This is a genomic window from Xanthobacter variabilis, assembly GCF_043831965.2.
Classification (GTDB): Bacteria; Pseudomonadota; Alphaproteobacteria; order Rhizobiales; family Xanthobacteraceae; genus Xanthobacter.
Genome location: NZ_CM195533.1, coordinates 4,512,049 through 4,531,452 on the forward strand (window position 1 = coordinate 4,512,049; position 19,404 = coordinate 4,531,452).

The 19,404-nt window shown below is 68.1% G+C and carries 12 protein-coding genes; 5 read left to right on the forward strand and 7 right to left on the reverse strand.

The features are described 5' to 3' along the window. Positions 1-8: 8 nt before the first annotated feature. The 3 genes from V5F26_RS19520 to V5F26_RS19530 all read right to left on the reverse strand — a co-directional run bounded on the left by V5F26_RS19520 (position 9) and on the right by V5F26_RS19530 (position 2,357). A complete protein-coding gene (locus V5F26_RS19520) occupies positions 9-722 on the reverse strand; it encodes an ABC transporter ATP-binding protein (protein ID WP_394058609.1) in 714 nt (237 codons plus the stop codon). 1 nt (position 723) lies between these two features. Further along, complete coding sequence (locus tag V5F26_RS19525; protein WP_234053029.1) at positions 724-1,497, reverse strand: ABC transporter ATP-binding protein; 774 nt, start codon at positions 1,495-1,497, stop codon at positions 724-726. A 317-nt stretch (positions 1,498-1,814) separates the two neighbouring features. Beyond that, entirely contained in the window at positions 1,815-2,357 is a 543-nt protein-coding gene (locus V5F26_RS19530; RefSeq protein WP_394946812.1) for a peroxidase-related enzyme, read from the reverse strand. A 301-nt stretch (positions 2,358-2,658) separates the two neighbouring features. Between V5F26_RS19530 and V5F26_RS19535 the strand changes: the two genes are divergently transcribed. After that, entirely contained in the window at positions 2,659-7,530 is a 4,872-nt protein-coding gene (locus tag V5F26_RS19535) for an NAD-glutamate dehydrogenase (RefSeq protein ID WP_394946589.1), read from the forward strand. A 65-nt stretch (positions 7,531-7,595) separates the two neighbouring features. On the opposite strand, the gene V5F26_RS19540 is transcribed toward V5F26_RS19535, so the two are convergent. Next, the gene (locus V5F26_RS19540) at positions 7,596-8,204 is read right to left on the reverse strand and encodes an NAD(P)-dependent oxidoreductase (protein WP_234053031.1); all 609 of its coding nucleotides are present in this window, start codon (positions 8,202-8,204) and stop codon (positions 7,596-7,598) included. A 208-nt stretch (positions 8,205-8,412) separates the two neighbouring features. On the opposite strand from V5F26_RS19540, the gene V5F26_RS19545 reads away from it, so the two are divergent. Further along, positions 8,413-8,826, forward strand: coding sequence for a winged helix-turn-helix transcriptional regulator (locus V5F26_RS19545; protein ID WP_394946590.1), 414 nt, complete (start codon positions 8,413-8,415; stop codon positions 8,824-8,826). A gap of 45 nt (positions 8,827-8,871) precedes the next feature. On the opposite strand, the gene V5F26_RS19550 is transcribed toward V5F26_RS19545, so the two are convergent. From V5F26_RS19550 to V5F26_RS19560, 3 genes are all read right to left on the reverse strand, one after another. After that, entirely contained in the window at positions 8,872-10,473 is a 1,602-nt protein-coding gene (locus V5F26_RS19550; protein WP_394058614.1) for a PEP/pyruvate-binding domain-containing protein, read from the reverse strand. A 13-nt stretch (positions 10,474-10,486) separates the two neighbouring features. Further along, a complete protein-coding gene (locus tag V5F26_RS19555) occupies positions 10,487-12,421 on the reverse strand; it encodes a DUF47 family protein (protein ID WP_394946591.1) in 1,935 nt (644 codons plus the stop codon). Between the two features lie 532 nt (positions 12,422-12,953). Continuing rightward, on the reverse strand, positions 12,954-14,390 hold the full coding sequence (locus tag V5F26_RS19560) for a diguanylate cyclase domain-containing protein (RefSeq protein ID WP_394946592.1): 1,437 nt from the start codon (positions 14,388-14,390) through the stop codon (positions 12,954-12,956). Positions 14,391-14,686: 296 nt separating this feature from the next. Between V5F26_RS19560 and V5F26_RS19565 the strand changes: the two genes are divergently transcribed. The 3 genes from V5F26_RS19565 (at position 14,687) to V5F26_RS19575 (ending at position 19,070) form a co-directional block, all read left to right on the forward strand. Beyond that, entirely contained in the window at positions 14,687-16,063 is a 1,377-nt protein-coding gene (locus V5F26_RS19565; protein WP_394946593.1) for an MFS transporter, read from the forward strand. 79 nt (positions 16,064-16,142) lie between these two features. After that, on the forward strand, positions 16,143-16,517 hold the full coding sequence (locus tag V5F26_RS19570) for a cupin domain-containing protein (protein ID WP_234053036.1): 375 nt from the start codon (positions 16,143-16,145) through the stop codon (positions 16,515-16,517). Positions 16,518-16,628: 111 nt separating this feature from the next. Further along, complete coding sequence (locus V5F26_RS19575; RefSeq protein ID WP_394946594.1) at positions 16,629-19,070, forward strand: ATP-dependent helicase; 2,442 nt, start codon at positions 16,629-16,631, stop codon at positions 19,068-19,070. Positions 19,071-19,404 lie beyond the last annotated feature (334 nt).

Here is a 19,404-nt window from a genome sequence, read left to right on the forward strand (position 1 = left end):
TGATCGAATCACACGCCCAGGAATGCTTCGAGACGCGCCGCGTTTTCCGCGATCTTGTCATTCTCCACCATGTCCACCACGCGACCATGCTCGACCACATAGTGGCGGTCGGCGACGGTGGAGGCGAAGTGGAAGTTCTGCTCCACCAGCAGCACCGTGAAGCCCTTTTTCTTCAGGTCGCGGATGATCTGGCCGATATGCTGCACGATGACGGGGGCCAGGCCCTCGCTCGGCTCATCCAGCAGCAGCAGCTTGGCGCCCGTGCGCAGGATGCGGGCGATGGCCAGCATCTGCTGCTCGCCGCCGGAAAGCTTGGTGCCCTGGCTGTTGCGGCGCTCCTCGAGGCGCGGGAACAGTTCGTGGATCTCGTCCACTGTGAGCCCGCCCGGCAGCACCACCGGCGGCAGCAGGAGGTTCTCGCGCACCGAGAGGGACGCGAAGATGCCGCGCTCCTCCGGGCAGATGGCAATGCCGAGGCGGGCGATCTTGTTGGGCGCGAGGCCCACCGTCTCCGTGCCTTCATAGCGGATGGAGCCGGCACGCTTGCGCAAGAGGCCCATGATGGCCCGCATGGTGGTGGTCTTGCCGGCGCCATTGCGGCCGAGCAGGGTCACCACCTCGCCGGGATGCACGTCGAAGGTCATGCCGTGCAGCACATGGCTCTCGCCATAATGGCCGTGCAGGTCCTTCACCTGAAGCAGGGGCGCGTTGGTCTCGGCCATGTCAGTGCGCTCCATGCCCGGTGCCCATATAGGCCTCGACGACCTGCGGGTTCTTGGAAACCTCGGCATAGGGCCCCTCGGTGAGGATCTCGCCGCGCGCCAGCACGGTGATCATGTCCGAGAGGTCCGCCACCACCGAGAGATTGTGCTCCACCATGAGGATGGTGCGGTTGGCCGAGACCCGCTTGATGAGCTCGGCCGTGCGGGCGATATCCTCCCGGCCCATGCCGGAAGTGGGCTCGTCCAGCAGCAGCATCTCAGGGTCCAGCGCGAGCGTGGTGGCGATTTCCAGGGCGCGCTTGCGGCCATAGGGCAGCTCCACCGCGAGATGGTCGCGATAGGAGGTCAGGTCCACGTCCTCCAGCAGCTCCAGCGCACGATCGTTCAACTCGTTGAGCGTCGCGTCGGACTGCCAGAAGCGGAACGAATTGCCCAAGGGCCGCTGCAGCGCGATGCGCACATTCTCCAACACCGTGAGATGCGGGAAAGTGGCTGAGATCTGGAACGAACGCACCATGCCCTGCCGCGCCACGTCGGCCGGCGGCGTACGCGTGATATCGCGGCCGTTGAGGCGGATGGTTCCGCGGGTCGGCTCCAGAAACTTGGTGATGAGATTGAAGCAGGTGGTCTTGCCCGCTCCATTCGGCCCGATGAGGGCGTGAATGGTGTGGCGGCGGATCTTGAGGTTCACGTTCTTGACGGCCGCGAACCCCTTGAACTCCTTCGTGAGACCTGATGCTTCAACGATGTAGGGCACGTCTGCGACGGTGTCCATGATCGGTGGGCGCCCTCGTGTTGAGGCCATGGGGGCGCATGCGCGCACGCTGTGCGCACCCTTCTGGCGGTTTCCTCCGGATCGGCACCTTGAGCGGTGCGCTTTATCGTGCGGCGCACCCTAGCACGCGATGCGCCGGATGCGTCAACCGGTCCTCCCAGCGAACATTCGTCCGCCGAGAGGCCAAGTCCTTCATACCACAATGCGGAATAGAACGAGCGTACGCTCGGAAAAATTTTTGTGATGCCCACATGGTTGAGGGCATCCACGCCGTGCACCGATGCCCTGGCGGGCCCGTTGCACCGGCGTGCGAGCCGTTATTGCGCCAGGGCGCGCGCGTCCCCGTGATAGGATTCGTTCGGCCTCATGTCGGTGGCGGAGGCCAGGCGATTCGTCATGTTGAAGAAACCGGTGACGGCGCCGATATCCCAGATGTCCCGCTCCGTGAAACCGATGTTCCGCAGAGTGGCACGATCAGCCTCTTCCACCTCATGGGGCCGCTCGGTGAGCTTCACGGCGAAATCGAGCATGGCGCGCTGGCGCGGATCGAGCCGGGCGGCGCGATAGTTCATCACCAATTGCTCGCCCAGCACCGGATCGCCCGACAGCTGGCGCACCGCTGCGCCGTGGGCGGTGAGGCAGTAATAGCAGCGATTCACGCTGGAAACGGCAACGGCGATCATCTCCCGCTCCAGCTTGGACAGACCGGAGGGAGCCAGCATCAGATCGTTGTACATGGCGGAAAAAGCGGAAAGCTTCGCCAGGTCGAAGGCATAGGCCTGCAAGACATTGGGCACGAAGCCGATCTTGGTCCGGCACTTCTCGAAATACGCCTCATTCGCCGCGTCCAGCTCCGCCATGGGCAGGTCGAGCGCGATGGCGGGCGTGTCGTCCCGCTTGCGCGTCACCACCGCGGCAGCCTTGGCCGGGGCGGAAGCCGCGTTCGGCGTGGCGGGCGCCCGCTTCGCAGGCGTGCTGGTTTTTTCGGCGGCGGCGCTTTTCGCTCTTGAACGGGCGGCCGCGGTCTTCACTGTGGGGGGCATTGGCGTTTCCTCGTCATCTTGGCGTCGTGGCTCGGGCCGAACGTTCCCTACCGGGAACCGACGGTTCCAGGCGGAACCGGGCCGGTGCGGGCGAGGGCGTCCATTCGGGGGAGTGGCCATGACTGTTCAAGGCGTTCAGACTGCCGAAACCGATCATGACGTGCAAGGACGCATCGACGCGATCCGCGCCATCCTCTCGGCAACCGCGCCCGAGGTGCCGGAGTTGTTCGCCCGCACCTTCCTCGGCGCCATCGCGCCGGAAGACCTCGCGCCCCTCGATCCGGCCCTGGCCGCCGGGCTGATCCGCGACGCCTGGACCCACCTCATCACCCGCCCGCGCGGCGTTGCCGACGTGCGCGTGTTCGATGCCGGCACGGGCGCCGCGGCCGTGACCGTGATCGAGGCCATCAATGACGACATGGCCTTCCTGTTCGATTCCGTCGCCGGCGAGCTCGCTGATCGGAAGCTTCAACTGAAGCTTGCAGCCCACCCGATCTTCCATGTGGTGCGCGACCGCGACGGCAAGGCCTCGGGCCTCGCCGAGCATTCGGACCGGGAGGCGGAGGACAATCGCGAAAGCCTCATCCACCTGCACGTGGCCACCATCGACGCCGCCGAACAGGCGCGCCTCAAGGCCGGCATCGAGGCGACGCTGGGCGATGTCCACGCCATCAATGCCGATTTCCAGGCCATGCGCAGGCAGGCGAAAAGCCTGGCCAAGAGCCTGCGCAAGGACAAGACGCCGTATTCCGAAAAGGACAGGCTGGAGGCCGCCGACGTCATCTCCTGGCTCACCGAGGACAATTTCACCTTCCTCGGGGTGCGCACCTACACGCTGGATGGCAAAGGCGGACTGGAGATGGACCCTGGCTCCGGCCTCGGCGTGCTGCGCGACCCCACGGTGCGCGCGCTGCGCCTGGGCGACACGCCGGTGGTGACCTCGCCGGAGATCCGCTCCTTCCTGGAAGGGCCGCTGCCTCTGGTCTTCTCCAAGGCCAGCCTGCGCTCGCGCGTGCACCGGCGCAATGTCATGGACTATGTGGGCATCAAGACCCACGACGAGAAAGGCCGGCTCACCGGCGTCGTCCATCTCGTGGGGCTCTTGACCTCGGCCGCCTACACCCATTCGGTACGGGAAATCCCCTATCTGCGGCTGAAGGCCGATGCGGTCGTGCGCGGCTCCGGCCTGGAGCCGGAGAGCCACTCCGCCCGTGCGCTGGAAACGGTGCTCGAGACCTACCCGCGCGACGACTTCTTCCAGATCGAGATCGCCACCCTCGCCACCCACGCCCGCGAGATCCTCTCCCTTTATGACCGGCCGCGCGTGCGGGTGCTGCCGCGCCTGGATCGCTTCGGCCGCTTCGCCTCGGTGCTGGTCTACGTGCCGCGCGAGCGCTTCGATGCGGAGGTGCGCGAGCAGGTGGGCACGATCCTGGAAGGCGCCTTCGGCGGCGCCATCTCCGCTTTCACCGAAAGCTTCCTGGCCGCCGTGCCGCTCACCCGCGTGCATTACACGGTGGACCGCTCGGGCGGCCCGACGCCACAGCTGGAGCTGCCGGCGCTGGAGCGCGCCGTTTCGGCCGCCACCCAGTCCTGGGCCGATCGCCTGTGCGCCGCCATTACGGCTGACCCCGTCCTGGCTGGCACCAATGGCGCCCTGCTGCGACACCGCTACGGCCCGGCCTTCGATGCCGGCTACCAGGCCGCCTATGACGTGACCACCGCCCTCGCCGACATCGAGCGCGTCGAGCGCCTGTCGCCGGAGCGCCCGGTCGCCATCGACTTCTACCGGCGCCCCAATGATGCGGCCACGCGCATCTCCCTGCGCCTGCTCTCATACGGGGCGCCGCTGCCGCTGTCGCTGCGCGTGCCCATGCTGGAAAACATGGGCCTCAAGGCCATCAACGAGCGCACCTACCGCATCGAGCCCCAGGACGGCGACAGCATCGCCAGCGAGGAGGAAGCCGAGGGCACGCCCAGCATGGAACGCTGCTGGCTCCACGACATGTCGCTGGAGCGGGCCGATGGCGGCGCCATCTCCATCACCGGGGCGGACGAACGCCTCGAGGACTGCCTCAACGCGGTGCTGCGCGGAGCCGCCGAGAATGACGGCTTCAACGCCTTGGTGCTCGATGCCGGTCTCTCCTGGCGCGAGGCCGCTTTGGTGCGCACGCTGGCACGCTACCTGCGCCAGGCCGGCCTTCCCTTCAGCCTTGATTATCTGTGGCGCACGCTGGCCAAGCATGAGGCCATCGCCCGTGACATCGTGGCCCTGTTCCGCACCCGCTTCGATCCCGCCCCGGCGCTGACGCCCGAGGCCCGCGCCGGCCGCGAGGGCTCCCTGCGCGAGGCGCTGGCCGGCGCGCTGACCCAGGTATCGAGCCTGGACGAGGATCGCATCATCCGGCGCATCATCAATCTGGTCGATGCGACCGTGCGCACGACCTATTACCAGGCCGACGAGGAGGGCCGCCCGCGCGAGGCGATCGCCCTCAAACTGGAGAGCGCGAAGGTGGAGGGGCTTCCCCTGCCCCGGCCGCTCTACGAGGTCTTCGTCTGCGCGCCGCGCGTGGAGGGCGTGCATCTGCGCTTCGGCAAGGTGGCGCGCGGCGGCCTGCGCTGGTCCGACCGGCCGCAGGACTTCCGCACCGAGATCCTCGGCCTGGTGAAGGCGCAGCAGGTGAAGAATGCGGTGATCGTGCCAGTGGGGGCGAAAGGCGGCTTCGTGCCCCGGCGCCTGCCCGCCGGCGGCAGCCGCGAGGCCATTTTCGCGGAAGGCACCGCCGCCTACGAGCTGTTCGTCTCCAGCCTGCTCGACCTCACCGACAACCTGAAGGGCGGCGTGGTGATCCACCCCGCCGACACCGTGCGCCTCGACGGCGACGACCCCTATCTCGTGGTGGCCGCGGACAAGGGCACCGCCACCTTCTCCGACACCGCCAACGCCATTTCCGCCCGCCACGGCTTCTGGCTGGACGACGCGTTCGCCTCCGGCGGCTCGGTGGGCTACGACCACAAGGCCATGGGCATCACCGCGCGCGGCGCCTGGGAGGCGGTGAAGCGGCATTTCCGCGAGATGGACATCGACATTCAGACCACGCCGGTGACGGTGGCGGGCGTGGGTGACATGTCCGGCGACGTGTTCGGCAATGGCATGCTCTTGTCATCCGCCATCAAGCTGGTGGCCGCCTTCGACCATCGCCACATTTTCCTCGACCCCGACCCCGACCCGGAACGCGCCCATGCCGAGCGCCGGCGCCTGTTCGACCTGCCGCGCTCCTCCTGGGCCGACTATGACGCGCGCCTCATCTCCCCCGGCGGCGGCGTGTTTCCGCGCTCGGCCAAGAGCATCGAGCTTTCGGACGAAGTGCAGGCGCTGCTGCGGTTCCCCAAGACCCACGCCACCCCGGCGGAGCTCATCAACGCCATTCTGAAGTCGTCCGTGGACCTTCTGTTTTTCGGCGGCATCGGCACCTATGTGCGCGCCTCCGCCGAGACCGACGCCGATGCCGGCGACCGCGCCAATGATGCCGTGCGCGTCACCGGCGCCGAGCTCAACGCCAAGGTCATCGGCGAGGGCGCGAACCTGGGCATGACCCAGCGCTCCCGCATCGAGGCGGCACGGCGCGGCATTCGCCTCAACACCGATGCCATCGACAATTCGGCGGGCGTGAACACCTCCGACGTGGAGGTGAACATCAAGATCGCCCTGGCCCACCCGCTGGAGGCCCGGGCGCTCACCCGCGACAGCCGCGCCAGCCTGCTGAAGGAGATGACCGACGAAGTGGCGCGCCTGGTTCTGCGCAACAATTATGCCCAGACCCTGGCCCTTTCCCTGGCCCAGCGCAGCGGCGCCGACAACCTCGCCTTCCAGCAGCGGCTCATGCAGATGCTCGAGGCGCGCGGCGAGCTGGACCGGGCGGTGGAATTCCTGCCCTCCGACGCAGAGATCGCCGACCGGCGCTCGCGCGGGGACGTGCTCACCCGGCCTGAGCTGGCGGTGCTGCTGGCCTATGCCAAGCTCACCCTCAATGCCGACCTTGTCGCCTCCAGCGTGCCGGACGACCCCTATCTTGCCCGCGAGCTGGTCACCTACTTCCCGCCGGAGGTGGAGGCGCGCTTCCCCGAGGCCATTGCCGCTCATCCGCTGAAGCGGGAGATCATCGCCACCGGACTTTCCAACGCCATCGTGAACCTATGCGGCCCGTCCGCCCTCGCCCGCATCGCGGACCAGACCGGGGCCGATGCCGCCGCCATTACCCGCGCCTTCGCCGTGGTGCGCGACAGCTATGGGCTACCCGAGCTCATGGCGGAGATCGATGCGCTCGACACCAAGGTGAAGGGAATGACCCAGCTCGGCCTCTATGCCGCGCTTGAAGAGCTGGCGCTCAGCCGCATCATCTGGTTCCTCGGCAATGTCTCGTTCGCCGAGGGCATTGCGGCGGTGGTGGAGCGATATCGCGCCGGCATCGCGGCGGTGGCCGCGGCGCTGGATGAGAGCCTGCCCGAGGCGTGGCGGATCGCCCGCCAGGCGCGCATCGACGAACTCGCCGCGGACGAGGTCCCGCCGGATCTGGCGCGGCGGCTCGCCTCCACCCAAGCGCTCGCGGCGGCGGCCGACATCGCGCTCCTGGCCCAGACCACGGGGCGCCCCATCCCCGATGTCGCCAGCACCTTCTTCGCCACCGGGCGCTACTTCGCGGTGGATGACCTGGTGATGCAGGCGCGCAGCATCGTGGCGCCCGATTACTATGACCGCCTGGCCCTCGACCGCGCCTTGATGCAGCTCGAAACCTTCCTGCGGCGCATCACCGGGCTGGTCCTGACCGAGGGTGGCGCCGGGGAGGCAGGGCTTGATGCCTATGTGGCCGCCCACCGCGACGAGGTGGAGCGCATGCGCGGCACCGTGCGCGACATCGCCGCCTCCGGCCTCAGCCTTTCCAAGCTGACGCTCGCGGCCAGCCTGCTTGGGGATCTGGTGCGCGGCTGAGACACGGCGACGGCACCGCCGGGGCCAATGATGGGCCCGGCGGTCCAACCCCAAAGGCCGGATTTTCAATAGCCGACGGTCATCCGCATGCGGATGTGGGCCGGCTTCTCGATCTCGTCGAGGAGAGCCACGGCATAGTCCTCGGCCGAGATCGCGCTGCGCCCGTCCGCCCCCACGAGAAGCTGGTCGCCACCCAGCCGGAACACGCCGGTGCGCGCGCCCGGTTCAAAGAAGGCGGACGGCGAGATGAACGTCCAGTCGAGCTCGCTTTCGGCCCGCAACTGCTGGAGAAAATCGACCCCCGGACGGGCGAAGGGTTTCCACTCCGCGGGAAACTCGGGGGTATCGACGAGCAGAACGCCCGGCGCCACCTCCAGGCTCCCCGCTCCGCCGACGATCAACACACGGCGCACGCCGGCCGCCTTCAGGGCGCTGGCCAGCGCGGGTTCCCCAAGGGTCTGGAAATGAAGCGCGCTCACGACCGCGTCGTGCCCCCGCAGCAATTCTGCAAGACCAGGAGCTGCGACATCGGCGGCCACCCGGGTCAGCGCGGCATGATTGGCGAGCCCCTCGGGCTTGCGCGCGATGGCGGTCACCTCGTGACCACGGGCGAGGGCCTCAGCCACGATGCGAGACCCCGCCATGCCAGTGGCCCCGAGAACGGCAATCTTCATGACATGCTCCCTATCTCCACGCTCCCGCGCATCAATCCCGCAAAGCGGCGGGACGCGACGGATCGCGCGGAGCCGATATGGTTCCCATTGAGAACCATATCCCTATCAGGAACCTGGTATAAAGAAGGCACCTTCCGAACACGAGGTAACGCCGGAGGAACCGATGGCCCCGCGCAAGGCACCCGTCCATGAGAGGGCTCAAGGCCAAATGGCGCCGCTCCAGCCGCCTGAAGCCGCCACGACCACGAGCCGCGCGCCGGTGACAATCGACACGCAGACCGCAGGAGGCTGCCCGACCCGTGATGTGCTCGACCGCATCGGGGATACCTGGAGCGTGCTGGTTGTCCTGAATCTGATTGCCGGCCCCTGCCGCTTCAATGCGCTGCGCCGGCAGGTCGGCTCGGTCTCGCAACGCATGCTCACGGTCACGTTGCGCGGCCTGGAGCGGGACGGGATGGTGGCACGCACCGTGTTCCCGACCACTCCGCCCCAGGTCCAATATGAGCTCACCCCCCTGGGACGATCCCTCGCCGGGGTCCTGGAGAGCCTGAATGGATGGGCCCATGAGCATTCGGGTGAAGTGGCGGCAGCCCGCCGCCACTTCGATGCCAGGACGGCGTGAAGCGGCGAGCCGCCCCACCGCGTGCGCCCGAAAAGCGCAGGCGCTTCAGGCGTGCGCCTTGGCGCCGCGCCAGCCTTCCACCACGCGCAGCTCGCCCTCCAGGCGGTCGACAGTGATCCGCCCCCGGCCGAGATAGACGGCCCCGGCCACCCCATCCACGGAAAGCCAGTCGCCTTCGCTGATCCGGGTGTCGCCCACACGGGCCTCGCCCGCCTCCGGTTCCACCGCGAGTTCGACACAGCCGGCGACGCAGGGCTTGCCCATCTGGCGCGCCACCAGCGCCGCATGGGCCGTACGCCCGCCCACGGCCGTGACGATGCCGGCGGAAACCGAGAAGCCGGCCACGTCCGAGGTCGATGTGTCGGGCCGCACCAGGATTACCGGCTCGCCGCCATCGGCCAGGCGCTGGGCGCTCCGGGAAGAAAAGGCCGCGCGCCCCACCGCCACGCCGGCGGAAGCGCCGGTGCCGAGCACCAGCGGCTCGCCCACATCGGTCAGGCGCGCTTCCACCAGCATCTCAGGATCCAGCGCACCGACACGCTTGAGGCCTTCCTCGGGCGTGATGACGCCCTCCCGGACGAGATCGATGGCGATGCGCAGGGCCGCCCGCGGCGTGCGCTTGGCGGAGCGGGTCTGCAGCATCCAAAGCCGCCCGTCCTCGATGGTGAATTCCACGTCCTGCACGTCGCGGAAGGCCCGCTCGAGGGTCACCAGGGTCTCGCGCAGGTTCCTGGCGGCCACCGGCACCACGCGCCCCAGGGCCGCCTCGGTCTGCGGCGAGCGGGAGCCGGACACCACATCCTCGCCCTGCGCCTCGAACAGCACGTCGATGACCGGCTCCGGCGCCCCGCTGGAGGGATCGCGCGAGAAGGCGACGCCCGAGCCGGAGGTCAGGCTGCGATTGCCAAACACCATGGCCTGCACCGTCACCGCCGTGCCCTCGAGATATTCCAGGCGCTCCAGCGCGCGATAGGTCCGCGCCCGCTCGCCCATCCAGGAGCGGTAGACCGCCTGGGCGGCGGCCTCCAGCTGCGCCATCGGGTCGGCGGGGGCGGCGTCCCCATCATCGTCCAGGGCCTCGGAATAGGCGCGGGCCAGGCGTTCCAGGGCCTCGCCGTCGAGCTGCTCCACCCGCCGCACGCCTTCTTCCGCCAGCAAAGCGGCGCGGGGCGCCGAGAGAATCGCCTGATCGATGCCGAGCACGACGGAGGCGAAGCTCTCCAGGAACCGCCGGCGGCAGTCCCAGGCGAAGCGCGGATTGCCGGTGCTGCGGATCAGGCCATGCACCGCCTCAGGCGTGGCGCCCACATCCAGCACCGTGTCGAGCATGCCGGGCATGGAGCGCGCGGCGCCCGAGCGCACCGAAACCAGCAGCGGCTTGCGACGATCCCCCAGCGTGCGGCCGGTGGCCTCCTGCAGAAAGCCGATGCCCTCGGCAAGGCCGGCCCGCAGCTTCTCGCGGGCATCCCCATCGCCCCGCACGATGGCGGCGCACAGGCTCACCGGGAGCACGAAGGCGGGCGGAACGGGCAACCCCAGGGCCGCCATCTGCGCCAGATTGGCCGCCTTCGCCCCCACCGTGTCGGCCGATGGCAGGGTGCCGGGCTCAGCTGGCGCGCGCGTCGCGCCGATGCGCACGATCTTCATGGATGAGCCCTTCCTATTTGGTGAGGTCGGCGAGAACATGGGCATGCAGCAGATGGCCGAAACCGGCGAGCTGGTCGGTGGCCCGCTCCAGCGAGCGGGCCAGCTCCAAGGCGGAGAGGGCCACCTTCATGTCGTAGTCGCCGCGCAGCACCCGCGTGGTCACGGCCCGCTCGGCGGTGTCGCCCTCATGCTCGATCTCGACCAGACGCGCGAAGGCGGCAAGGGCGTCCTCGCTATCCACCCGGTTACCGTCGGGGATCTCGGAGGCCGCGGCCACCCCCATGGCGGCCGCCTCGCTGCCCTCGACCGCGATCCGCGCCAGATGCACCAGCACCTCGGCAAGGTCGGCATCGAACCCCGAGGGCACCAGGGAGGCAATGAAGGCGGCCTGTTCCAGCTCGTCGATGGCCTCCTCGATGCTGTTGGCCAGCCGCTCCACGCCACGGTCGGCATCAAGCCGGGCAATCTCGCCGCGCACTTCGAGGGCGATGCGGTCCGCTTTCTGCTCGATATTGCGGGCCCGCTCAGCCAGGGCATCGCCATCGGTCTCGCGGCCATTGGCGATGGCGTCCACGTGCTGGGCGATGTCCACCGCCACCTCGCGCGCAAGGCCCGCCTGCCGGATCACCACCGCCAGCAGCGCCGTATCCACCCGCTGCAGACGCCACACCAGATCCGCTTCGATGCGGTCGCGGGCCAGCCGCAGCGAGCTGCCGTCGAGCAGCGCCTCTGCGGAGATGCGCAGGACGGATTGAAGGAAGCTCACCGCCGCCTCGCGGCCCAGCACCGCATCGAGCCGCTCGCCGAAGCCGATGCGGGTGGGCGCGGCATGATGCACCGCCGTCGCCACCAGCTCGCTGCCGCCGAGCTCCAGGAAGGCGCGATGGCCCACGCGGTTGCGGGCGCCCCATTGCAGAATGCGCAGCGCGTCCGCCTTCGGCACCCAGGTGCGCAGCACCTTGCGCGCCTTGTTCCAATCGATGAGGAACACCAGCGCCGCCCCAAGCGCTTCCAGGAAGGCGAAGCGCTTGGCCTCGTCCGCATCGGTCAGGCGGCCGGACACGAGATAGAAGACGCCGCCTTCTGCGAGCCCTTCCGCATGGTGCGCGTCCAAGTCGCTCCAGCGCGCCGGAAAGTCGTCGAAGCAGGCGACGAAAAATTTCGCGCGCGGGCGATGCACGTCTGAATACGTCACGCTGACCGTGTCGTTCTCCACCACGATCACCACCACATGAGCGTCGGTTTCGCCGATGTCGTTCTGGATGGTGAGCCGCGTGCCGGAACGGGTGGCGATGGTGGCGAGGCCCGGATGGTCGAACTTCAGCCGCCGGGTCGCCTCCACCCCGCGCATGAACGCCTCCACCGCCGGCCGGTCCTCTGGCTGAAGGCCATAGACATGGGCCCCCGCCACCACCTCCTCGGCGTGGGTCGCGGCGAGCTGGTTCAGCTCCTTGTGCAGATCCATGATGAGGCGATGCAGGCTGTCTCCGCCATTGGCGGACAGGCTGGAAAGCGTCAGGATCTCGGCTTCCGACAGGGTGTCGCTGTGGCCAAGGGCGGTGTTGGCGCGCAAGGCCGCGAGGCGTTGCTGGGCGGCCTCGCCCGCAGCGGCATCACCCGCCGCCACGGCCCGCGCCATGGTCGCCACATCCTCCCACACGCCGACGCCCAGCGCCCCGATGCCCGGCGCGCTGACATCGCTGGCCGCCGCGCGGCCCGCCCGTGTCACCAGCGCATCCATGGCCACCGGGTCGAGGCCCACCTGCCGGCATTCGTCGCCCAGGTCGAAGCGCTGCACGGCAGGGGCCCGGGCGTGGCGGCTGGCGTCCTGCAGCACGCTGAGCCGCACCTTCACGCGATCATTGGCCTTGAGGCCCTCCGCGATGAGGGACGGCAGGAGAATCTCGCCCTGGCCGAGCTCCTCGACGATCTGGGATTTCATCATCATCTCCCACCTTTGGCGGCGGCTTTTTGCCGGCCAAGACCGGCGCTACGCACAGGGACGCAGCCATGAACCGCATCCCGGCACATGCGACAGAGACATATCCGCATATGTAGCAATGGCATATGAAATCATAGACGAGATGCGATAAATTTTTTGCGGTATCCCGATCTAGCCTGTCATGAAAACGTCATTGAATGACGTTTTCATAAACATGACTTCATCATTACCTTAGCGGATGTAGTGAATGCCGCCGAGGATCCGCTCCATTTATGCATAGGCCGCTTCCGCTGGGAGAATGCCTTCCGCCAAAATGCGCGAAGGCCGCCCCGGCCCCACGGGCTCAGCCCAGGCGACCAAGGATGTCCCAAGCCACCTTAAGTGGCGCAGCCGCCCCGGCAGGCGGAGGACACTCCCGCCTCAGGCGAAAATGCGGGAACGAAGGACGCGGCAGGCGGATGCCCCTGTCATGGCCGCTCCAGGCGTGCCGTGAGACCCGCCGCCATCGCCCGACACAAACAACACCATGTCCAGGGGGTTACGCCCGCCGGGGGCGCGGATGGGCCTTCGCGTCGTCCGCGCCACGCTGGTGCGCGGCGCCCTTCACCGCATACATGGCGGAATCCGCCCGCGCGAACAGGTCCGTCACGGACGCGCTGCCGCCTTCTCCGCCGCCCGCTCGCGCGATGCCGACGGACGCACCGACGCTGAAGACCTGGCCGAGCGCGCAGATGGGCTTTGCAATTTCCTCCACCGCCGCGCGCGCCCGCCCCTCCAGCCTGGAGACCGCATGTCCGCCGCGCACCAGCACGGCGAATTCGTCCCCGCCGATGCGGGCGATCACCTCCGCCCCGCGGAAAATGCGGCGCAGTCGGGCCGCAACCTCCACAAGGCAGGCATCGCCGACCGCATGACCGTAGGTGTCGTTGACCGCCTTGAAGCCATCGAGATCGACCAGCAGCAGCGCGCACACGGGCCCGCCCGCAGGATCCGCGGCGGACTGGGCAGCAAGCGCCTGCTCGAACATGGCGCGGTTGGCGAGGCCGGTGAGGGCGTCGTGCTCGGCATACTGGCGCAGGCGCTCCATCTGCCGATGATCGGCGGTGATGTCCTGCTTGAGGCCGAAGATGCGCACCGGGGTGCCATTCTCCATCTCCACCTCGGCGGTCACGCGCATCCATTTGAGGGTGCCGCGCACATCCCGAATGCGCACGTCGAGGGTGAAGCCGGTGCCGGTTTCGATGGCCTGCTCGCGCCGGCGTTCCAGCTCCCGGCGCGAGGCATGGTCATAAAGCGGCAGCACGATCTCGCGGGTAATGCGGCTGCCGCGCGGCAGGCCGAAAATGTCATAAACGCCATCGGTCCAGGTGAGCCGGCCGGTGACGAGATCGCACTCCCATACGCCGATCTTGGCCAGCGCGGCGGCCCGCTCATACATCTTCCGGTATCGCTGCTCACCCGCCACATGGGCCCGCGATGCGCGCTCCGCCTGCGCGAGATCGAAGCCGAGCTGGGCCAGGGTGGCGCCATCCAGCCGCGGCGCCAGCAGCGAGGCCGCCACGCGCGCCGCGTCCTCCATGCGGGCGGCGAGTTCGGCCATCCCGATGTCATGGGGCTGCGTGTCCACCGCGCACAAAGCCCCAAGGCCCGCGCCGGACGGCGCGATCAGGGGCACGCTCGCGAAGAAGCGCAGCGGCTCGTCGACCCCGGGAAGCCGCGTGTCGCTATAGGCTGCGCACTCTTGAAGATCGTCGATGGCGAGGCGCTGCCGGAGCGCCGCAGCCACCTCGAACAGATGCGCGGGCATCGCCGTGTCGTCGCCCCCGACCCGCCCTTCGGCATCCACGACCACCTCCCCCTTGCCGGGGCAGGCCAGCACCATGAACCCAACCCCAAGCGCACTGCGCAACAGCCGCAGGAAGGACACGACCTCCTCGCCAATGACAATGTCACGCTCGGGAACGAACAGCCGCATGGCTCAAGACCTTCGCTTGGCGCCGGGCAGCGCCAGGGACATCACGGACGACGCCCATCGCTTACGCCCGCGAACCTCCGGCCACGACCACGGGCGCAGGGGAAAGGCCACCTCGCCGGGGTTCGTCGCTCATGAAGGGTCACGGTCGGGAGTGTACGGAACACGCCGCGTCGTTCAAGGCAAAATAGCTTGTATAATAAACGAAATTCTTGCATCCCGTTGCCGGCGAACGGATTGTGATTAGGTCAAAAATCCGCATTGGCATCCCCATTCCACCAACGCGATAATTCTTCTCCATGCCCCCGATCGACACGAACCGGGAAAGACGGCGGGCGGCCTTTGGCTGGATCCTTTTCGATCCCGCCTGCCAGCCTTATTTCACACTGATCACCACCTTCATCTTCGCGCCCTACTTCGCTTCGGCGGTGGCGCCCACGCCGGCGGACGGGCAGGCCCTCTGGGGCTTCGCCACCGGAGCGGCCGGCCTCATCATCGCCGTGCTGTCGCCGGTGCTGGGTGCGGTCGCGGATGCCTCCGGACGGCGCAAGCCCTGGATCGCCCTCTTCGGCGCCATGCTGATGCTGGGGTCGGGCCTGCTGTGGTTCTCGCCGCCCGGGGACGAAAGCCGCATTCCCTTGATTTTGATCGCGTTCGCGGTGGGCACCATCGGCGTCGAATTCGCCACGGTGTTCAACAATGCCATGATGCCCCGGCTCGCCCCGCCGGAGCAGCTCGGCCGGCTTTCGGGCATCGGCTGGGCGGCGGGCTATTTCGGCGGCCTGATCTCGCTGGCGCTGATGCTCGCATTCTTCTCCACCCAGCCGGACACGGGCCTCACCCTGCTGGGCCATCCCCCCGCCTTCGGGCTGAACGCGGCCGAGCGGCAGGGCGACCGGCTGGCAGGGCCGTTCACCGCCGTCTGGTTCGCCGTGCTGGTGACGCCCCTGTTTCTGCTGGTGCGCGATCCGCCATCGGCCATGCCCATGGCGCTGGCGGCGCGGACCGGGCTCGCGCGCATCCGCGCCCTGCTGCCACGCCTGAAGGCCCGGCCGATGCTCACGCGCTTCCTCATCGGCAACATGATCTATGCGGACGGGCTGGTGGCCCTGTTCGCCTTCGGCGGCATTTATGCGGCCGGGGTGTTCGGCTGGAGTTCGGTGCAAATCGGCATCTTCGGGATCCTGATCACCATTACCGGCACGTTCGGGGCGCTGGCGGGCGGGTGGCTGGACGACCGGCTGGGCTCGCGCACGGTGATCCTCGTCTCGCTCATCAGCCTGATCGCCGCCTGCATCGGTCTGCTCTCGCTGGCGCGGGACTCGGTCCTGTTCGGCCTTCTGCCCACGGCGCCCGCCAGCGGACTGTTCGCCACCGTGCCGGAGCAGGCCTATCTCGGCCTTGGCCTTCTCATCGGCCTGGTGGCGGGCCCGCTGCAGGCCGCCTCGCGCACCCTGCTGGTGCGGCTGGCCCCGACCGAGCATCTCACCGAATGCTTCGGCCTGTTCGCGCTGTCGGGGCGCATCACCTCCTTCGCCGCGCCGACCACGGTGGCGCTGGTGACCGCCATCACCGCCAGCCAAAGGGCCGGCGTCGCGGTGCTGCTGGCTTTCTTTGGCCTAGGCGCGCTGCTGATCGCCGGGCTGAAGAGCTCACCGCAGGAGCCTGCGCGGTGAGCGGCCTCCTTGCCGCCGCCGGAATCGTCCGCCAAGGATGGCGCACCGCCGGACCCTGTCCGCAAGCGCCGAGGCTGCCATGACGCTCCGTTCCATCCGCTTCAATCCCGTGCCCCATGTGGACCCGGCTTCCGCCACCACCGTCCACGAATGGTACCAGGACAAGACCGGGGCTTTTTCCGCCGGCTTCTGGGCCTCGGAGAGCTCCACCCTCTCCGTCCATTATGACGAGGACGAATTCTGCGTGCTCATCGAGGGCACGGTGGAACTGACCGACGCCTCCGGCCACCTGGAAACTTATACCGCCGGGGAATCCTTCCTGATCCCCGCGGGCTTCAAGGGCATCTGGCGCTCGGTCACGCCCGTGCGCAAATTCTATGTGGTGCACCTGCCCAAGGACACCGCCGAGGCGCAGGCCGCCGCTCCCGAGGCGACCGCCCGCACCACCGACTGAGGGCGGCCCGAAGGCCGCCAGCCCCATCCGCGCTCTGCCTCTCGCTTTCCGGGGGCACGAGTGCCATTTTGTTCTCCTGCGAGAATCGCGGAGCGACACGAGATATCCGTTTTGAGCACGCCTTCCGATCCCATCCACCGCGCCGACACCCCCGCTCCCGCCGCGACGCCCCGCCCTGGCGGCATTGCGGCGCGGGCCCGCGCGGCGATGATGGCTTCCGCCCCCGGCCCCTCCTATCTCGACGGGCTCAATCCCGAACAGCGCGCGGCGGTGGAGACCCTTGAGGGCCCGCTGCTGGTGCTGGCCGGCGCGGGCACCGGCAAGACGCGCGTGCTCACCACCCGCATCGCCCACATCCTCGCCACCGGGCGCGCCTTTCCCTCCCAGATCCTGGCCGTGACCTTCACCAACAAGGCCGCGCGCGAGATGAAGGACCGCATCGGCACCATGGTGGGGGACCAGGTGGAGGGGATGCCCTGGCTCGGCACCTTCCACGCCATCGGCGTGCGCATCCTGCGGCGCCATCACGAGCTGGTGGGGCTGAAGAGCGGCTTCACCATCCTCGACACTGACGACCAGATCCGCCTTCTCAAGCAACTGCTGGCCGCAGACAACATCGATGAGAAGCGCTGGCCGGCGCGCCTGCTGGCCGCCACCATCGACAGCTGGAAGAATCGCGGCCTCTCCCCCAAGGACGTGCCCGCCGGCGAGGGCGCGGCCTTCGCCAATGGCAAGGGCGGCGCGCTTTATGCCGCCTACCAGGCGCGGCTGAAGGCCCTCAATGCGGTGGATTTCGGCGACCTCCTGCTGGAAGGCATCCGCCTGTTCCGCGAAAACCCCGATGTGCTCGCCGAATACCATCGCAGGTTCAAATATCTGCTGGTGGATGAGTACCAGGATACGAACGTCGCCCAGTATCTGTGGCTGCGGCTTCTGGCCCAGGGTTCGAAAAACGTGTGCTGCGTGGGCGACGACGACCAGTCCATCTATGGCTGGCGCGGCGCCGAGGTGGACAACATCCTGCGCTTCGAGAGCGATTTTCCCGGCGCCACCGTCATCCGCCTGGAGCGCAATTATCGCTCCACCGGGCACATCCTGGCCGCCGCTTCCCACCTCATCGCCCATAATGAGGGCCGGCTCGGCAAGACCCTGTTCTCCGAAGGCGAAGAGGGCGAGCACGTCACCGTCACCGGCGCCTGGGACAGTGGCGAGGAAGCCCGCGCCATCGGCGAGGAGATCGAGGCGCTCCAGCGCGCCGGCCATCCGCTTTCGCAGATCGCCATATTGGTGCGCGCCTCGTTCCAGATGCGGGAGTTCGAAGACCGCTTCGTCACGCTGGGCCTCAATTATCGCGTCATCGGCGGCCCGCGCTTCTATGAGCGGACGGAAATCCGCGATGCGCTGGCCTATCTGCGCTGCGTGAACTCCGCCTCGGACGATCTCGCCTTCGAGCGCATCGTGAACGTGCCCAAGCGCGGCATCGGCGATGCCACCATGAAGCAGATCCACGACGTTGCCCGCGCCGCAGGCGTGCCGCTCCAGGACGCAGCGCGGGTGCTGACGGAGAGTGAGGAGCTGAAGCCCAAGGTGCGCTCCACACTGCGCGGCCTCATGGAATCCTTCGAGCGCTGGCGCGAGCAGGCCCGCGTGCTGCCCCACACCGAACTGGCCGAGCTCGTCCTCGACGACAGCGGCTATACCGAAATGTGGCAGAAGGACCGCTCCGCCGAGGCGGCCGGGCGCCTCGAAAACCTGAAGGAGCTGGTGCGCTCCATGGAGCCGTTCGAGAATCTCGGCGGCTTCCTGGAGCACATCTCCCTGGTGATGGACACCGACAACGGCGCCGGCGAGGACGCGGTGCAGGTGATGACCCTGCATTCCGCCAAGGGGCTGGAGTTCGATACCGTCTTCCTGCCCGGCTGGGAGGAGGGCCTCTTCCCCCACCAGCGCGCACTGGACGAGCAGGGCAAAGCGGGGCTCGAAGAAGAGCGGCGCCTGGCCTATGTGGGCATCACCCGCGCGCGGGCATCGGCACGCATCTATTTCGCCTCCAACCGGCGCATTCACGGCCTGTGGAATTCCACCGTGCCGAGCCGTTTCCTGGACGAGCTGCCGGACGCCCATGTGCGGGTGGAGGAAAGCCGCGGCGGCGCCGGCTGGGGCGGATCAGGCTACGGCCATTCCGGTTATGGCAATTCCGGCTATGGCGAGAGCCGCTTCGACCGCATGGGCGGCTCGTTCGGCAACTCGTCCTATTCCACGCCCGGCTGGCAGCGCGCGCAAAGCCAGCGCAGCGACAGCGCCAACGACCGCAGCGGCTACAATGCCGGACGCGGCAACGCCCGCAGCCCGCAGCGCAGCGCGCCGGTCATCGAGGGCACGCTGGTGGCGTCCTCTACCGCATCGTCCTCCGCCTTCAGCTGCGGCGAGCGGGTGTTCCACATCAAGTTCGGCTACGGCGACATCATCGGCATCGACGGCAACAAGCTCACCGTCCAGTTCGACAAAGCGGGCGAGAAGCGGGTGCTTGAAACCTTTGTGGAGAAGGCCTGAGACCGCGCGCGGCTCGTGCCGGCCGCGCGCGGTGCACTCCCGGCCACCAAAGCATCCTCATGCCACAGCCCCTCACCCGCTCGCGGGGGCGAGGGAAAAGGGCAACGCAGCGGAAGACCGACAGGGCCACCACGCCCAGAAGCCCCTTCTCCCGCGCTGCCGATACGTCATCGGCCCGTCGGTGAGCGGCAATGAATGCTTGGCCGACCCTTTGTTTGCAGATGCGAGTGGCGCAGCCGGTGCGTCCGGCAGATCAAAAGATGCATTAAAGAAAAATTGCACGCCTAAACTACGGTCCTGGTCCTTGTCAGAAGCCGTCATCATGCTTTAATTT